Genomic DNA, 14210 nt, shown 5'->3' with positions numbered 1-14210 from the left:
ACCCTGCAAGTTATTAATTAGATAGGTGAGCCTGGAGGAAGTGCTTCAGGCTCATAGTTTTTCGGCCATTCACCATCTTCTATAAAACCGTCAATATCGGCCGCAAGTTGCTTCGCAAAGTTGTTATTGCTCGCAGCTAGCGTGTCTTTCATACGCTGTATTTCTGACATCATCGGTAAACGGCTTTCGGGCGCTAATTCTGCGCGCTGAACTGTCTTGATAAGTGCATTCACCGCTGTTGCAAGCAGTCGCTGGTGCAATGGATTGGCATTGTTTTCATTCCAGTCGTTAAAGACCCGCTTAAAAATTTGTGAGCTCAACTGCGCTGGTGAAGGCACATTAGCATCAGCGTTATGTTGCTGCGCTAAACGGTTTAAACGCTGAGGGTTTAGCATTAATTGCAGTGAGTGGTTCGCGACACTGGAGGCCATGCTGACAGGGTCAGGAATTAACTCTGTGTTGCCGTTAAAACGTTCGCGTGAGTCGCTTTCACCATAGGCCAGAGGTACTAACCATTGTTGTACCTGCGTCGGTACTTCCAACGTTTCTGCACTGATGGTTCTGAGTAACTGAGATAAAGCAGATTGCTGGCGCGAGCCGCCAATTGCTTTGTACCCGTCCGTATTATCACTGGCCAGGTAATACTCATAATTGACACCGCCAAGCCATTTGACCGCCGCTTCTGCCTGATAACGATGCAGCAGATAAACCGGAACGAAATACTCCTGTAGTCGACTCAGCGGTTCATTGTCATTTAAAAAGGCTTTGCTGAAGTTATTCAGAACTTGTTCTCTAACAGTCAGCAAACGCTCCAGCTCGGTAACAGGGTTACTGCCGTTATCCCATAAATGTGCTGTTGGGTGTGCACCGCCGACGGGTCGCGCATCTCTGTCTGAAATAAAGCTCAAGCCTAAGGACTCATTTTTATCCAAAATACGGGCTAACTGGTCAGTCGCTGATGGCATACCGCCAAAGTCACTGTAACCATAAGCAATGACTTGTTTGTCCCATACCCCTAAGCCGACATCGTAGGCGTCGTTGAGTGTCAGCGTGCCGTCGGTGGTTAAGTTGACCAAGGGGTGAGGGTAGTCCATAACCGACGCACGGTCAGAAGGGCTTGCTGCAAAGTTATGGGCAATACCCAGTGTATGACCAATTTCATGAGCGCTTAACTGGCGAATACGAGCTAAAGCCATTTTCTGAACAGCAGTTTTTAACTCTTGTTTGTTGTCAACGAAAGGCGTTAATAAGGCCGTCGCAATTTTCATATCCTGACGCACACGCAGTGAGCCTAAGGTGACGTGACCTTTAATAATTTCACCGGTGCGTGGGTCAATAACAGAAGAGCCATAAGACCAACCGCGGGTAGCACGGTGAACCCATTGAATGACGTTGTAGCGAACATCCATAGGGTCTGCGTCCGCTGGCAACATTTTCACTTGAAACGCATTGTCATAACCAATGGCTTCAAAACCGTCCTGCCACCACTTTGCGCCTTCTAATAAAGCAGAGCGAACTGGCTCGGGCGCACCCGGGTCCAGATAGTAAATAATTGGCTGGCGCGCCTCACTCTCAGAAGCTATCGGGTCTTTCTTCTGTAAGCGGTGACGCGGTATGTATTGCACCGTCATAGGCTCGCCAAGCGGGGCCGCATAGTCTTTAAAACTGTGTGACCAGAAGCCACTGTTGGTATGAAACTCTCTTGGTAAGTAGCCGGCATCCGGAAGTTGAATAAAAGAGTGGTGCAAGTGCAAGGTTAAAGCGTCTGCATTTGCAGCGGTTTCGCGTACCCAGCGACCTTTACCTTCACCAACAAAGGTTACTTTTGCTTCCAGTTCGGTGTTTTCAGGAAAGGCTTTGCTGCGCTCTGGGTAAACGACAGAGCGTTGAGTATCGACTTTAAACTGCCCTTGTTCGGTGCCCGCCAAGCGTTGGGTTACGCCGTGTACGTCGCTGAATAAGTAGGGTGTGTAGTCGATGAGCACATGCGAGTCACTGCTGGCAACAATGTTAAAACCGTAAAGTACCGCGTCTGCGAAAGCTTCATTCACACTTTGACGTTCCGCGATGTTCTCGGTTTGCGCACGATAATTGGTGTTGTGCTGCATCAGTAACGCTTTGTCGCCTTCAATATGAAAAGACGATAAGCGGGTTTCGCCTAACTGACCTCTGTCCAAACCGATGTCGTTGGAGCCCAACCCCCAGGGAAGACTGGTTTGGAATATAAACTGCTGGCCATTCTTAGGCACTTGCAGGTAGTAACTGCCGTTTTCCTGATCATGATAAAACGTAAAAAAACCGTCCTGTTTCGAAAAGGACTCGGTAAAAGCTTCAATGGTTGCCGGAGGCTTTTGCTCAGCCGCATGGCTGAACGAGGTAAAGCTGCTTAATACAAGCAGGCAAATTAAGAGTATATGTCGCATGGTTTATCCCAGTTGTTCTGCTATTTCTTCTAATATTTGTGTTGTCCACTGTTCAATACGTTCATCAGATAACTCATATTGTGAGTCTTCATCTAGTGATAAGCCGACGAACTGCGAGTTATCTGCGGTTAATGCTTTAGAAGCGGCAAAGTCGTAACCTTGGTTGGGCCAAAAGCCAATGCGTTTACAACCATGATCAGCAATAGCGTCATGCAGCATTCCGAGTGCGTCCTGAAACCAGTCAGTATAGCCTTCCTGGTCGCCCATACCATAAAGCGCAACAACTTTTCCGCGGAGGTCAACGTCGTTAATATCGTCCCAATGACTCTCCCAGTCCTCCTGCAATTCACCGAAATCCCAGGTAGAAATGCCAAAAATGAGAATGTCGAATTGCTCGGCGTCTTTAAGCGGGGTGTCTTTGATATTAAACAAGGTCACAATATCTTCACCAATGGCTTGCTGTATTTTTTCGGCAGCTATTTCCGTGTAGCAGGTGGTAGAACCGTAAAACAAACCAATTTGCAGTGACATAGATTACACCTTGACCTTCAGTTAACGATTGGATGTGGATGCATTGTACCAAAAAGACCGATAGAATGACCCACCTTTGTGACGCAGTATGAATCAAGAAGAGGGCAGTATGGACTTTGATCAACAGGTCGAGCAACTTGAAACGGTGTTCGATGAGGCCGTGGTTTCAGGTAATGACGATGAGTTATTTGCCAGCGGTTATTTGCGTGGCCACTTCGACTTGGTGGTAGCACAGTTGGAAATGTCCGGAAATGCTGATACCGACAAGCTAATGCCGTCGCTCGAGCAGGCGGTTCATGACACACGCCATGAACTTGCACCTGCTGATCAAGCGCATATTAAAAACTTAATGGATAAGTTAGCGGCGAAAGCGGGCGGGAGATAATCTCGCCAGAGCATCGTCGGTCAGCGGTAGGGTATCGTTGCTTATTAGTCCCGCCAGAATTTCGCCTAGCAAAGGCGCCGACGTGAAGCCTCTCGAGCCTAAGCCTGTAAGTCCATAGAGTCCTCGGTCCAGCATTCCTGCAATAGGTTGGTGGTCCGGGGTAGTTGCCCTTACCGAAGCCCGCTGTCCAACAACGGACAATTCTTCAGTCCAAGACTGCTTTGCGTTGTCGCAGAGTTTCTTAAGGTTGTCTTCGTTATCTTCCAAGCGTGTCGCTAAATCTTTTTCACCACGATTAAACGTAGCCCCCAGACAATGTATGCCTTCAGATTCAGGCACTAAATAGCCTTTATAGCAGAGCACCGTTTTTAAATGGGCGAGGCTTGTGGTCGTTTTAACCTGAGTGATTTGCCCGCGCACCGGCTTTATCGGCAAAGGTTCAACGTCTGCTGGTAGCAGCTCATTAAAGTTATGCCCCGTGGCGAGCACCACACGCTTAGCCTGAATACTTTCTCCGTTGCTCAGTGAAACTCGCCAACCACCCTCGGTCGTTTGGCTAATGCTCTGTACATTATGGTTGACGATATCGCTACCGGCTTGCCGGAATAACGACTTAACGACTGGCTCAGGTTTTAACCAGCCCGCTTGAGGATAAAACAGAGCAGGGGTATCGATAGCAATTCCAGCGGCTTTGTTCGTCTCTTCCGCGTTTAAATAACGAACCGTTGTTTCGTTATATAAGTCACTAGCTACTTTTTGAAAGCGCTGCTCTCGTTGTTCATTGAATGCGGGTTGCAAAACGCCGCTGGCTTGCCAGTGCTCGGGCACGTATTGACGGTAAGTATTCAGCGCAGTGCTAAACGCTTGCCAGTAAAAGCGACTAAGGGGAGTATGCTCAGCGTGCAGTAAAGGGTAAACGGCCCCTTGCGGGTTGCCTGATGCGCCGTCGGCTAAATTTGGCGTAATAACCTTAGTGGTAACGCCGCGTTTATGTAACGAAAAGGCACAGCAAGCTGCGCTTATTCCGCCGCCAATAATAACGACGCTATCGGTCTGTGGGTCGACGCTCTGTGTTTCGGGCTTAACGACTTGCCCTTGATACTGACCACACACCATTTCCCGTTTGCGGCCGTAGCCGGGAACTTTGTGAACCGCAAACCCTGCGTCGTTAAGTCCGCGACGAACCACTCCGGCGGCCGTAAACGTGGCATAAGTCGTTCCTTCATGAGCTGTCATCGCCATGGTTTCGAATAGCTGATTTTGCCACATATCCGGATTTTTGGATGGGGCAAAGCCATCTAAAAACCATGCGTCTACTTTATGTTCGGCCTGCGTCTGCCATTGAGGAAAAAGTTCGTTAACGTCGCCTATCCACAAATCTAGTGTAACTCTTCCCTCTGCAAAGGTAAGGCGGTGGCACCCGGGCTCGGGTGACGGGTAATGAGACAGAAACTGCGAGCTGATACTCTCCACCTCTGGTAGTAAGGCGTAAGCTTGTTGCAGTTGCTGAACAGTTAAGGGAAACTTTTCAAAGCTGATAAAGTGCAGGCGAGCGTTAGCTGGCGCATGCTCAAGAAACTGTTGCCAGGCCAGTAAAAAGTTAAGGCCGGTACCAAAACCTGTTTCTGCAATGGTAAAGCATTCTTGTTTTTTAAGGTTCTGCCAACGCTCAGGTAATCCGTTGTGCTTAAGAAATACGTATTGGCTTTCGTCAATGCCACTTTCTATTGAAAAATAAATATCATCGAAAGTGGTGGAAACAGGTACGCCATACTCGTTAAACTTGACCGACGCTTTAGAATTCAAGTGTTTGCCCCATGATTTATTGGCAGATGCTCGCTATAATAACAAGATTACTAAAAACAGTGCACAAAGCAGACCACATTCTTAGAGCACGTTAGTTACTATACCGACGTATAAATGTCAGACAGGATTTTAGAATGAGAAGAGCAGTGATAACCGGCCTTGGTATCGTATCAAGTATCGGTAACAATCAAGAAGAAGTACTGGACAGCTTGCGTGAAGGCAAGTCAGGCATTAGCCGCTCTGAATCTTTTGCGGAGATGGGACTTCGCTGTCAGGTTTGGGGACCGGTAAAGCTTGACCCTAAAGACCATATCGATCGTAAAGCAATGCGCTTTATGGGTGACTCAGCGGCTTATGCTTATATTGCTATGTCTCAGGCAATTGAAGACGCAGGCTTAAGCGAAGATGAAATTTCTAACCCGCGTACAGGCTTGGTTGTTGGCTCTGGTGGCGCTTCTGGTGAGCATCAAGTTGCTGCGGCAGATATTCTGCGTGAGCGCGGTGTGAAGCGCGTAGGGCCTTATATGGTACCTCGTTGCATGGCATCCACGACATCAGCGTGTCTTGCGACGCCTTTCAAAATAAAAGGCGTGAACTATTCAATTAGTTCAGCGTGTGCGACGTCAGCGCACTGTATTGGTCACGCTCTAGAGCTTATTCAATTTGGTAAGCAAGACCGTGTCTTTGCCGGTGGTGGTGAAGAGCTTCACTGGACTTTGGGCATGGAGTTCGACGCCATGGGCGCGTTAAGTACCAAATACAATGATACGCCTGAGAAAGCATCGCGGACCTATGACCAGGATCGCGATGGCTTTGTCCCAGCCGGCGGTGGCGGTATTTTAGTCATTGAAGAACTAGAAGCGGCTAAAGCACGTGGCGCGAAAATTTACGGCGAAATTGTTGGCTACGGCGCTACTTCTGACGGCTATGACATGGTTGCACCGTCAGGTGAAGGTGCGGTTCGTTGCATGAAAATGGCAATGGAAACCGTCGACAGCCCAATCGACTATCTGAATACTCACGGAACCAGCACGCCAGTGGGCGATGTGAAAGAACTAGAAGCCATTCGTGAGGTGTTCCCTGAAAAGACACCAATGATTAGCGCAACTAAAGCTATGACCGGTCACGCGCTAGGCGCCGCTGGTGTGCATGAAGCGATTTATTCACTGCTTATGTTGAAGCACGGTTTTGTCACACCGTCTATCAACATTGAAAAGCTGGATGAACAAGCTGATGGTATGAATATCATCCGTCAAACAACCGATGCACCATTACGTACGGTTATGTCTAATAGCTTTGGTTTTGGTGGCACAAACGCGTCATTGGTTATGCGCCAATACGCAGAGTAAGCTGTGTCATCGGTTGGTACGATGAATATCGTCGCCGATAGAAACATTCCTGCGCTGTCGACATTGTTGTCAGGCGCAGGAAACCTTCATTTTTTCTCAGAAAGAGAACCTCCCTCCGAGTTACTGGCAAATGCGGATGCATTGCTGGTTCGCTCTATTACTCAAGTCAATAAAGAACTACTGAAAAAAGTCCCCAAGTTAACCTTTGTGGCCTCTGCGACTATTGGTACCGAGCACATCGATTTAGAAGCCCTGGCTGAAAAAGGTATTGCCTTTGCACATGCTCCGGGGGCTAACGCTGCCTCTGTCGGTGAGTATGTACTATGTGCTGTTTTGCAGTGGTTAAACGGACAAAACATTGATTCGCTAGCTGACTTAGACGTTGCTATTGTTGGTGCTGGCCATACTGGACAAGCTGCGGGCCAACGCTTACAAGCGCTTGGCATGAACGTGCATTATTACGATCCGCCATTGAGTAAAAAAGGCGAAAAGGCAGTTCACGACCACTGGCAACGTGTTATCACAGCCGATATTATTTCCTGCCATGTCCCGTTGACGCGGGGCGGCGAGTACCCGACTCACCATTTGTTTGAGCATACGGCGCTACAGTCGCTACATGAAAACCAGTTGCTGATTAATGCCAGCCGTGGTTCGGTGATAGATAACGTCGCATTGCTGGAAAGAGCTCAGCAGGGTGAAAGACCTTTTATTGTGCTCGATGTGTGGGAAGGAGAGCCTGAGGTTTTAAAGCCTTTGGTTGACTACGTTGACATTGCCACTCCGCATATCGCCGGTCATAGCCTGGAAGGTAAAGTGGGTGGTGCCATAATGGTTGCTAATGCTCTGTTGCAGCACTTTCAGCTTGAAACTAATTATGACAAAAGCGCGGTGTTGCCGAACCCTACATGGCCTGCGCTGAACGCAAAACAACTATGGCCATTAAGTTCGCTGTCACATTGGGTCAAGCAGCACTACGACATTATGGAAGACGATGCGCTTTTCCGCCGTGATGCACAGACACAGGAAGGCTTTGATACTTTACGAAAAAAATATCGCAAAGAAAGCCCTCGCAGAGAGTTCATAAATCAGGGCGTTACATGCCATAATAGCGAGCAATATATCCAATTTTTACAGTTGGGCTTTAGTGCCCGACAAGTCAACCGTTAAGGAGTACTTATGGCAGACGGGTTTCGCATAGCAGTTCTTGGTGCAACAGGCTTAGTGGGTCAACAAATGATTGATATTCTAGCTGAGCGAAAATTTCCGGTTGCCGAACTATACCCGTTAGCAAGCGCCCGTTCAGCAGGGGCGACAGTCAACTTTAACGGTGAAGAAACAGAAGTCTTAGTGGCCGATGACTTTGACTGGTCAAATGCCGATATTGCGTTCTTTTCTGCCGGCGGCTCTATTTCACGGGAGTTTGCACCTAAAGCTGCGGAAGCGGGGTGTGTGGTTATTGATAACACGTCGGAGTTTCGTTACGAGCCTGACATTCCTTTGGTTGTGCCAGAGGTCAATGCCTGGGCTCTGGCTGATTTTCGTAACCGAAATATTATAGCGAACCCGAACTGCTCAACTATTCAAATGCTGGTTGCGCTAAAGCCGATACATGATGCTGTGGGTATTGAGCGCATTAACGTTGCCACTTATCAGTCGGTGTCTGGTGCGGGCAAAGAAGCAATGGAAGAATTGGCAAAGCAGACAGCCGAACTGTTGAATGCAAAGCAGCCAACGGTTGAAAACTTCAGTCGTCAAATTGCGTTTAACTGCATTCCGCAAATCGATGTGTTCCAGGATAACGACTACACCAAAGAAGAAATGAAAATGGTGTGGGAAACGCAAAAAATATTTAATGATCCGAGCGTGCGCGTTAATGCGACAGCGGTGCGTGTGCCGGTTTTTTATGGTCACGCTGAAGCCATACATATTGAAACTCGTCAGCCAATAACAGCAGAGCATGCCAAGCAGTTATTAAGCGAAGCACCTGGCGTAACGCTTATGGAACAACGTGAAGAGTTCCCTACGCAAGTAAGCGATGCTGCCGGTAAAGACGACGTGTTCGTCGGGCGTGTACGTGAAGATATTAGTCACCCTCAAGGTTTAAATTTATGGGTGGTGTCTGACAACATTCGCAAAGGTGCCGCAACCAACAGTATTCAAATTGCAGAAACTTTAATTCGCGAATACTGGTAATTTAAGCGGCTGTATGTCATAAAGTTTTTATTACTGACGCCGTTAAAGATAAGAGCAAAGCGCGGGCAGAGAACAAGGGATGAAAAAAACGATTACAGGGCAAGTGTATAAACATCTTTCATTGGCAGCACTGTTACTGGTGAGCATCAGTAGTAGTGCTTTGCCGTGGCAGGATGGCACGGTTATTAAAGGCCCTAAAGGTTCTGAAGCTGAAGACGTTCGTATTGGTCAGGAGCGTTATGGACCCATCACCTCTAACGACACCCTGTGGGACATTGCTCGTCGCTACAAACCGCATTCCAGCGTTACTCAGTATCAAACGATGGTTGCCATTGTTCAGGCAAATGATGACGCCTTTGTCGATGGCAATATGAACCGTATGCTTGACGGTTTTTACCTGCGCATACCGTCATTGCAGGAAATTCAAATGGTTAACCCTGAGGCTGCACGTCGACAGGTAGTGGTTGACGGTCAGTTAAAGGAAAAATCACAACAGCTCTCTGAAGTAGAACAAAGCACTCAACGAACACGAGAAGAGCAAACGCAGCTGCTTGAAGAAGCGAAAACGCGTGCAGAACAGGCTGTGCAAGAGGTTGAACAACGTCAGGAACAGAACTTTGAAGACCTGCGCAATGAAGTTCGCAATTCCATGCAAACGGTTCAGCAAATGTATGACGAGAATCAGTCGTTACAGCAACGTATTGATTCTTTAGCCGAGCGATTGGATGAGCTGGCACAAAGTGCGACCAAAACGGATGAATTAGAAACCCAATTTCAACAAGTTCTTGCTCAGCAGCAGGAGCTGATAGAGCAGCAGGCGGCCATGCGTCAGGCAGAAGAAGAGTCTGGCTTTATTAATTGGCTGCAAAACCCCATCAATATGCTCTTAGTTTCGATATTACCTGCGTTACTGATTATTGGCGGTATTGTTTTATTCTTAATGAAGCGCTCTTCGAAGAATAAAGATGAAGAGCCAGAAGTCGCTAGTAAAAAAGAGTTAAGTGAGGAAGAAGCCGCTGCAGAACTCGACAAAGAGTTAATGGGGGGCGCTCCGCAAAATGATACCGGTGACGGTATTTTTGATATCGATGACAGCCAGCAAGCCGAAGACGACGAAGAAGATGAGGGTGACGATTTAAGTGCTCTCGAGGCTGAGCTTAGTGGCTCAAGCAAAGCCGAACCGGAAGAAGACTTCAGTATACAGCTGGACGATGATGAAGATGACAAGTCAAGTCAGCAAGACGCGCCAGAAGCGACTGACGATGTTGGTGATGATATCGATGAAGACGACAAAGCCGTGTTACCTGACGACGATGACGATGCAGGGGAGTTGTCTCAGGAAGAGCTGGATAGACTATTTGGCGAGTCGGACGATGATGAAGAAGCCATAGACTTGTCTGTTGGTGACGATGAAGTCACTGATGACGAGCCAGCTGCAGATAGCTCAGATACAGAGAGCTCAGACGAAGAGTTAGACTCTGAGGCGCAGCCACAAAATGATGAAGACAATGAAGTGCCTGAGGAAGCCGAATCTGAGTCTTCAGAGAGTGAAGGCGAAACTTCTGAAGATGATCAAGTAGAGGAGCCTCAGGAGGAGAATGCCGAGGAAAGTACCGAGGAGAGTGCCGAGGCGTCTGATGAAGAAGCACCTGAAAATGACCAGGACGAGTCGGATGACTTACTCCCGGATGACTTTGACGACAGTGAAGTCGATGATGTGCTGGCAGATTTAGGGCTAGGTGACGAATTAGAAGCTGATGAAAGCACCGAAGAAGCATCGAGCGAGACAGAAGAAGCGGTAGATCCGGATGACATTCTTGCCCAGTTCGAAGAAAGTACCACTGATGACACTGAGAACGTTGCTGAGACTGAAGTTGAGAGCGGTGATGACTCCGAACATGATGAAACTCTTGAAGGCGAAGAGGAGAGTGATGATCTTGAGCAACTTCTGAAAGAATCGGATGAAGTTACTCAGGCGCTTGATGACTTTGATGATATTGAAGAAGAAGTTCCGGAAGACGATGAAGCGTTAGATGAAGCAGAAAGTCAGGCCGATGAAGATTTAGAATCACTGTTTGGCGGTGCGCCGGAGACGGACGAAGAATCGCCCGAAACGGAAGAAACGTCTACTGAGGCTGAAACTGAAGCAGAAAGCCAAGATGATGAAGATTCATTTACGGCAAACGATGACGAAGATTACGTCGATATCGATTCGCTGATGGCGGAAGCTGACGAAGAAGACGAAGATGATGACCGCTACGAGTCGTCAGCAGTCAAAGACGTATTGCCGGACGAAGATGCGGGCCAGGAAGGCGATGCGCCGGCGGATGATGATCCAGCCGGGCAGCTCGATTTAGCTCGCGCTTATATTGAGATGGACGAGAAAGATGAAGCGCGGGAAATTCTTCAACAGCTGATTGATGGCGACGACGAAGCGCTTGCTGAAGAAGCAAAAACTCTTAAAAACCGTTTAGATTCGTAAGGTTAAGTAGTATGCGAATAGCTCTGGGGCTAGAGTATGACGGCAGTCAGTACTATGGCTGGCAGCGACAACGTGAAGTCATTAGTGTCCAGCAACACCTGGAAGAGGCATTAAGTAAAGTCGCCAATGAAACCGTTGAAGTCACCTGTGCTGGCCGAACCGATGCGGGTGTTCATGCGACAGCACAAGTTGTGCATTTTGATGTAGAAAGCGAACGAAAAAGTGCAGCCTGGACGCTCGGTGTTAATAGTAACCTGCCCGATGGAATAGCAGTACGCTGGGCAAAGCCTGTAGCAAATGACTTCAGCGCGCGGTTCAGCGCAACAGCCAGACGTTATCGCTATATTATTGCCAATACGCGCTTAAGGCCTGGTATACATTCATCTGGCGTCAGTCATTACCACCAACCACTGAATGAGCACCTGATGCATGAAGCCGCTCAGGCGTTAATTGGAGAGCATGATTTTACCTCCTTTCGGGCGGCTCAGTGCCAGTCACATTCGGCTAACCGTAATGTCACTCGATTAGAGGTAACGCGGAAAGGTGACTTCGTCATTGTCGATATTAGCGCCAACGCGTTTCTTCACCACATGGTGCGTAATATTGTCGGTAGTCTTATTGTTATAGGGCAGCAGCAACAACCCACATCCTGGCTAAAAGAAGTACTTGAAATGAAAGATCGCACGCAGGCTGCCGCAACAGCCAAGCCGGGCGGTTTATACTTGGTTGCAGTGACTTATCCCGATGCGTATCAGATTCCAACAGTAACACCCGGGCCGCTCTGGTTAGAGTGACTGTTATGACCTCTTTTCTTGATTGAATTGTGCTACCATGTAAGCTATTCCAATAAACTTATTAGAGCTGTAAGCCGAATATTATGAGCTGGATTGAAAGAATTCTCGCAAAGCCAAAAATAAACAAAAGACGCGGTGTTCCTGAAGGGGTTTGGAGCAAATGTACCTCTTGTGACAACATTATTTATCGTGCTGACTTAGAGCGCAGTCTGGATGTTTGTCCTAAATGCGATCATCACATGCGTGTGACCGGTCGACGCAGGCTGGATATCTTTTTAGATGAAGGTAACCGAGAGGAAATAGGTACCGACCTTGAGCCGAAAGATGTCCTAAAGTTTAAAGACTCTAAAAAGTATAAAGACCGTATTGCTGCGGCGCAGAAAAGTACCGGCGAAAACGACGCGCTTATTGCGCAAAAAGGTATGGTAAAAGGTGTTCCTCTGGTCGCCGTTGCTTTTGATTTTAATTTTATGGGCGGGTCAATGGCCTCAGTGGTTGGCGCTAAGTTTGTAAAAGCCGCTGAAGTTTGCCTGGAAAAACGCATACCTTTGGTTTGCTTCTCAGCATCGGGCGGCGCTCGTATGCAGGAAGCCTTAATGTCATTGATGCAAATGGCTAAAACGTCTGCGGCGCTGGCTCGTATGAGTGAAGAAGGTATTCCGTTTATTTCTGTATTGACTGACCCGACCATGGGTGGGGTATCGGCCAGTTTAGCAATGCTCGGTGATATCCATATTGCTGAACCTAAAGCGCTTATTGGCTTTGCCGGTCCTCGAGTTATTGAGCAAACTGTGCGTCAGACTCTTCCGGAAGGCTTCCAACGTGCTGAGTTTTTGCTTGAGCACGGTGCTATCGACATGATCGTGGACAGACGCGACATGCGTGACACAGTGGCGCGCTTGCTGGCAAAAATGCAACACCTGCCTTCCCCCGAAACGGCTGTTGATACCCAACCTGAAACAGAATGAGTGACACTCCTTCATACATACCTGTCGCTTCTGACAAGCTGCAGGTATGGCTCGACTATCTGGAAAAGCTTCACCCTACCGAGATTGATATGGGGTTGGAGCGTGTGTCTCAGGTAGCTGCAAATGCAGGTGTATTGACACCTGCACCATACGTCATCACGGTTGGCGGAACTAATGGAAAAGGCTCGACAGTTTGTTACTTAGAAGAAATGTTGTCGGCCGCTGGCTATAAAACCGCAGTGTATACTTCTCCGCATATCGTCAAATATGAAGAGAGGGTACGTATTAACCGAAAAATGCTGCCTGAACAAAGTCATGCGAAAGCGTTTTCGGTTATCAATGAGGCGCGGCAGCAAACTTCCCTTACCTATTTTGAATTTGGTACTTTGGCTGCTTTACATCTTATTAAGCAGGCGGACGTTGACGTAGCCATACTTGAAGTAGGCTTAGGAGGGCGGCTCGATGCAGTTAACTGTGTTGAACCTGATGTGTCAGTCATTACCAGCGTCGGTATTGACCATATTGCTTTCCTTGGTGATAACCGCGAACAAATAGGTCGCGAAAAAGCGGGCATAGCGCGTAATAACAAACCGCTGATTTGTGGTGATGAAAATGCGCCTGAGTCAATAAAGGAGTCGGCTGATACTATTGGCGCCAAACTTATCCAAGTAGGGAAAGACTTTTTCAGAAAAGAGCTTGAAAAGGACTGGGAATATCGCAGCCATAGGGTCTATGCTCGCCACCTCCCCAAACCTAAGTTGCCGCTCATTAACGCATCAACAGCTATTGCGGCTATTGAGCATCTGCCACTTCCTGTTAGCCTCGACGCGATTAAAATGGGCTTAATTTCCGCTGCTTTGCCAGGTCGAATGCAGGTCGCGCAGTATAATAATGTCGACGTGCTCTTAGATGTTGCTCATAATCCTCAGGCCGCTGCTTATGCTTCAAGGTACATTGCATCGAGCTACAAGAATAGGCCGATTTATGCTGTTATTGGCATGCTGTCGGATAAAGATCATGTCGGGGTCAAAGCTGCGTTACAGCAAATCATTACACAGTGGTTTGTCGGTACGTTAAAAGAGCCTCGCGGTGAGCAAGCCGACAAATTAGCGGAAGTTATGGCACTGACAGATAACTATCGAACCTTTGACAGTGTGAACGCGGCTTTTGAGAGTGCAATAGAAAAAGCCAGTCAATGTGACGAGAAGCCACTGGTTTTCGTGTTCGGCTCGTTTTACACTGTGTCCAGCGTTAATCAATTAATAGTGGGAGCGTGACC

General features: G+C 48.0%; 11 protein-coding genes. 8 read left to right on the top strand and 3 right to left on the bottom strand.

The annotated features are described in order from the left end of the window. Positions 1–17: 17 nt before the first annotated feature. Both BLT32_RS03265 and fldB read right to left on the bottom strand, forming a co-directional pair. Positions 18–2423 carry a zinc-dependent metalloprotease gene (locus tag BLT32_RS03265; RefSeq protein WP_053952866.1) on the bottom strand — a complete coding sequence of 802 codons (2406 nt, stop codon included), beginning with the start codon at positions 2421–2423 and terminating at the stop codon, positions 18–20. 3 nt (positions 2424–2426) lie between these two features. Then, a complete protein-coding gene (fldB, locus tag BLT32_RS03260) occupies positions 2427–2948 on the bottom strand; it encodes a flavodoxin FldB (RefSeq protein ID WP_053953002.1) in 522 nt (173 codons plus the stop codon). A 94-nt stretch (positions 2949–3042) separates the two neighbouring features. Between fldB and BLT32_RS03255 the strand changes: the two genes are divergently transcribed. After that, positions 3043–3339 carry a YfcL family protein gene (locus BLT32_RS03255; RefSeq protein WP_053952865.1) on the top strand — a complete coding sequence of 99 codons (297 nt, stop codon included), beginning with the start codon at positions 3043–3045 and terminating at the stop codon, positions 3337–3339. On the opposite strand, the gene mnmC is transcribed toward BLT32_RS03255, so the two are convergent. Next, the gene (mnmC, locus tag BLT32_RS03250; protein WP_053952864.1) at positions 3313–5145 is read right to left on the bottom strand and encodes a bifunctional tRNA (5-methylaminomethyl-2-thiouridine)(34)-methyltransferase MnmC2/FAD-dependent 5-carboxymethylaminomethyl-2-thiouridine(34) oxidoreductase MnmC1; all 1833 of its coding nucleotides are present in this window, start codon (positions 5143–5145) and stop codon (positions 3313–3315) included. The two genes, BLT32_RS03255 and mnmC, sit on opposite strands and share 27 nt — an antisense overlap. A 134-nt stretch (positions 5146–5279) precedes the next feature. Here mnmC and fabB point away from each other — a divergent pair, with 134 nt between their 5' ends. The 7 genes from fabB to folC all read left to right on the top strand — a co-directional run bounded on the left by fabB (position 5280) and on the right by folC (position 14208). Then, entirely contained in the window at positions 5280–6494 is a 1215-nt protein-coding gene (fabB, locus tag BLT32_RS03245) for a beta-ketoacyl-ACP synthase I (RefSeq protein WP_053952863.1), read from the top strand. Positions 6495–6515: 21 nt separating this feature from the next. Beyond that, positions 6516–7661 carry a 4-phosphoerythronate dehydrogenase gene (locus BLT32_RS03240; RefSeq protein ID WP_053952862.1) on the top strand — a complete coding sequence of 382 codons (1146 nt, stop codon included), beginning with the start codon at positions 6516–6518 and terminating at the stop codon, positions 7659–7661. Positions 7662–7670: 9 nt separating this feature from the next. Beyond that, the gene (locus BLT32_RS03235; protein WP_053952861.1) at positions 7671–8687 is read left to right on the top strand and encodes an aspartate-semialdehyde dehydrogenase; all 1017 of its coding nucleotides are present in this window, start codon (positions 7671–7673) and stop codon (positions 8685–8687) included. Between the two features lie 79 nt (positions 8688–8766). Continuing rightward, positions 8767–11169 carry a FimV/HubP family polar landmark protein gene (locus tag BLT32_RS03230; RefSeq protein WP_053952860.1) on the top strand — a complete coding sequence of 801 codons (2403 nt, stop codon included), beginning with the start codon at positions 8767–8769 and terminating at the stop codon, positions 11167–11169. 11 nt (positions 11170–11180) lie between these two features. Next, positions 11181–11963, top strand: coding sequence for a tRNA pseudouridine(38-40) synthase TruA (gene truA / locus BLT32_RS03225; RefSeq protein ID WP_053952859.1), 783 nt, complete (start codon positions 11181–11183; stop codon positions 11961–11963). A gap of 83 nt (positions 11964–12046) precedes the next feature. Further along, positions 12047–12931, top strand: a complete 885-nt coding sequence (gene accD, locus BLT32_RS03220) for an acetyl-CoA carboxylase, carboxyltransferase subunit beta (protein ID WP_053952858.1) — start codon at positions 12047–12049, stop codon at positions 12929–12931. Continuing rightward, on the top strand, positions 12928–14208 hold the full coding sequence (folC, locus tag BLT32_RS03215; protein WP_053952857.1) for a bifunctional tetrahydrofolate synthase/dihydrofolate synthase: 1281 nt from the start codon (positions 12928–12930) through the stop codon (positions 14206–14208). The genes accD and folC overlap by 4 nt, the downstream gene beginning before the upstream one ends. The last annotated feature ends 2 nt before the right edge of the window (positions 14209–14210 follow it).

Source organism: Idiomarina zobellii, assembly GCF_900100855.1.
GTDB classification, from domain to species: Bacteria; Pseudomonadota; Gammaproteobacteria; order Enterobacterales; family Alteromonadaceae; genus Idiomarina; species Idiomarina zobellii.
Note: the sequence above shows the minus strand (reverse complement) of the source record. Positions and strands in the feature narration are given on the sequence as shown.

Bases quoted from the DNA above. Each gene is read 5' to 3' on its own strand.
- BLT32_RS03265 (WP_053952866.1), bottom strand. From the start codon at position 2,423: ATGCGACATATACTCTTAATTTGCCTGCTTGTATTAAGCAGCTTTACC.
- BLT32_RS03255 (WP_053952865.1), top strand. From the start codon at position 3,043: ATGAATCAAGAAGAGGGCAGTATGGACTTTGATCAACAGGTCGAGCAA.
- accD (WP_053952858.1), top strand. From the start codon at position 12,047: ATGAGCTGGATTGAAAGAATTCTCGCAAAGCCAAAAATAAACAAAAGA.
- BLT32_RS03240 (WP_053952862.1), top strand. From the start codon at position 6,516: ATGAATATCGTCGCCGATAGAAACATTCCTGCGCTGTCGACATTGTTG.
- folC (WP_053952857.1), top strand. From the start codon at position 12,928: ATGAGTGACACTCCTTCATACATACCTGTCGCTTCTGACAAGCTGCAG.
- truA (WP_053952859.1), top strand. From the start codon at position 11,181: ATGCGAATAGCTCTGGGGCTAGAGTATGACGGCAGTCAGTACTATGGC.
- BLT32_RS03235 (WP_053952861.1), top strand. From the start codon at position 7,671: ATGGCAGACGGGTTTCGCATAGCAGTTCTTGGTGCAACAGGCTTAGTG.
- fabB (WP_053952863.1), top strand. From the start codon at position 5,280: ATGAGAAGAGCAGTGATAACCGGCCTTGGTATCGTATCAAGTATCGGT.
- BLT32_RS03230 (WP_053952860.1), top strand. From the start codon at position 8,767: ATGAAAAAAACGATTACAGGGCAAGTGTATAAACATCTTTCATTGGCA.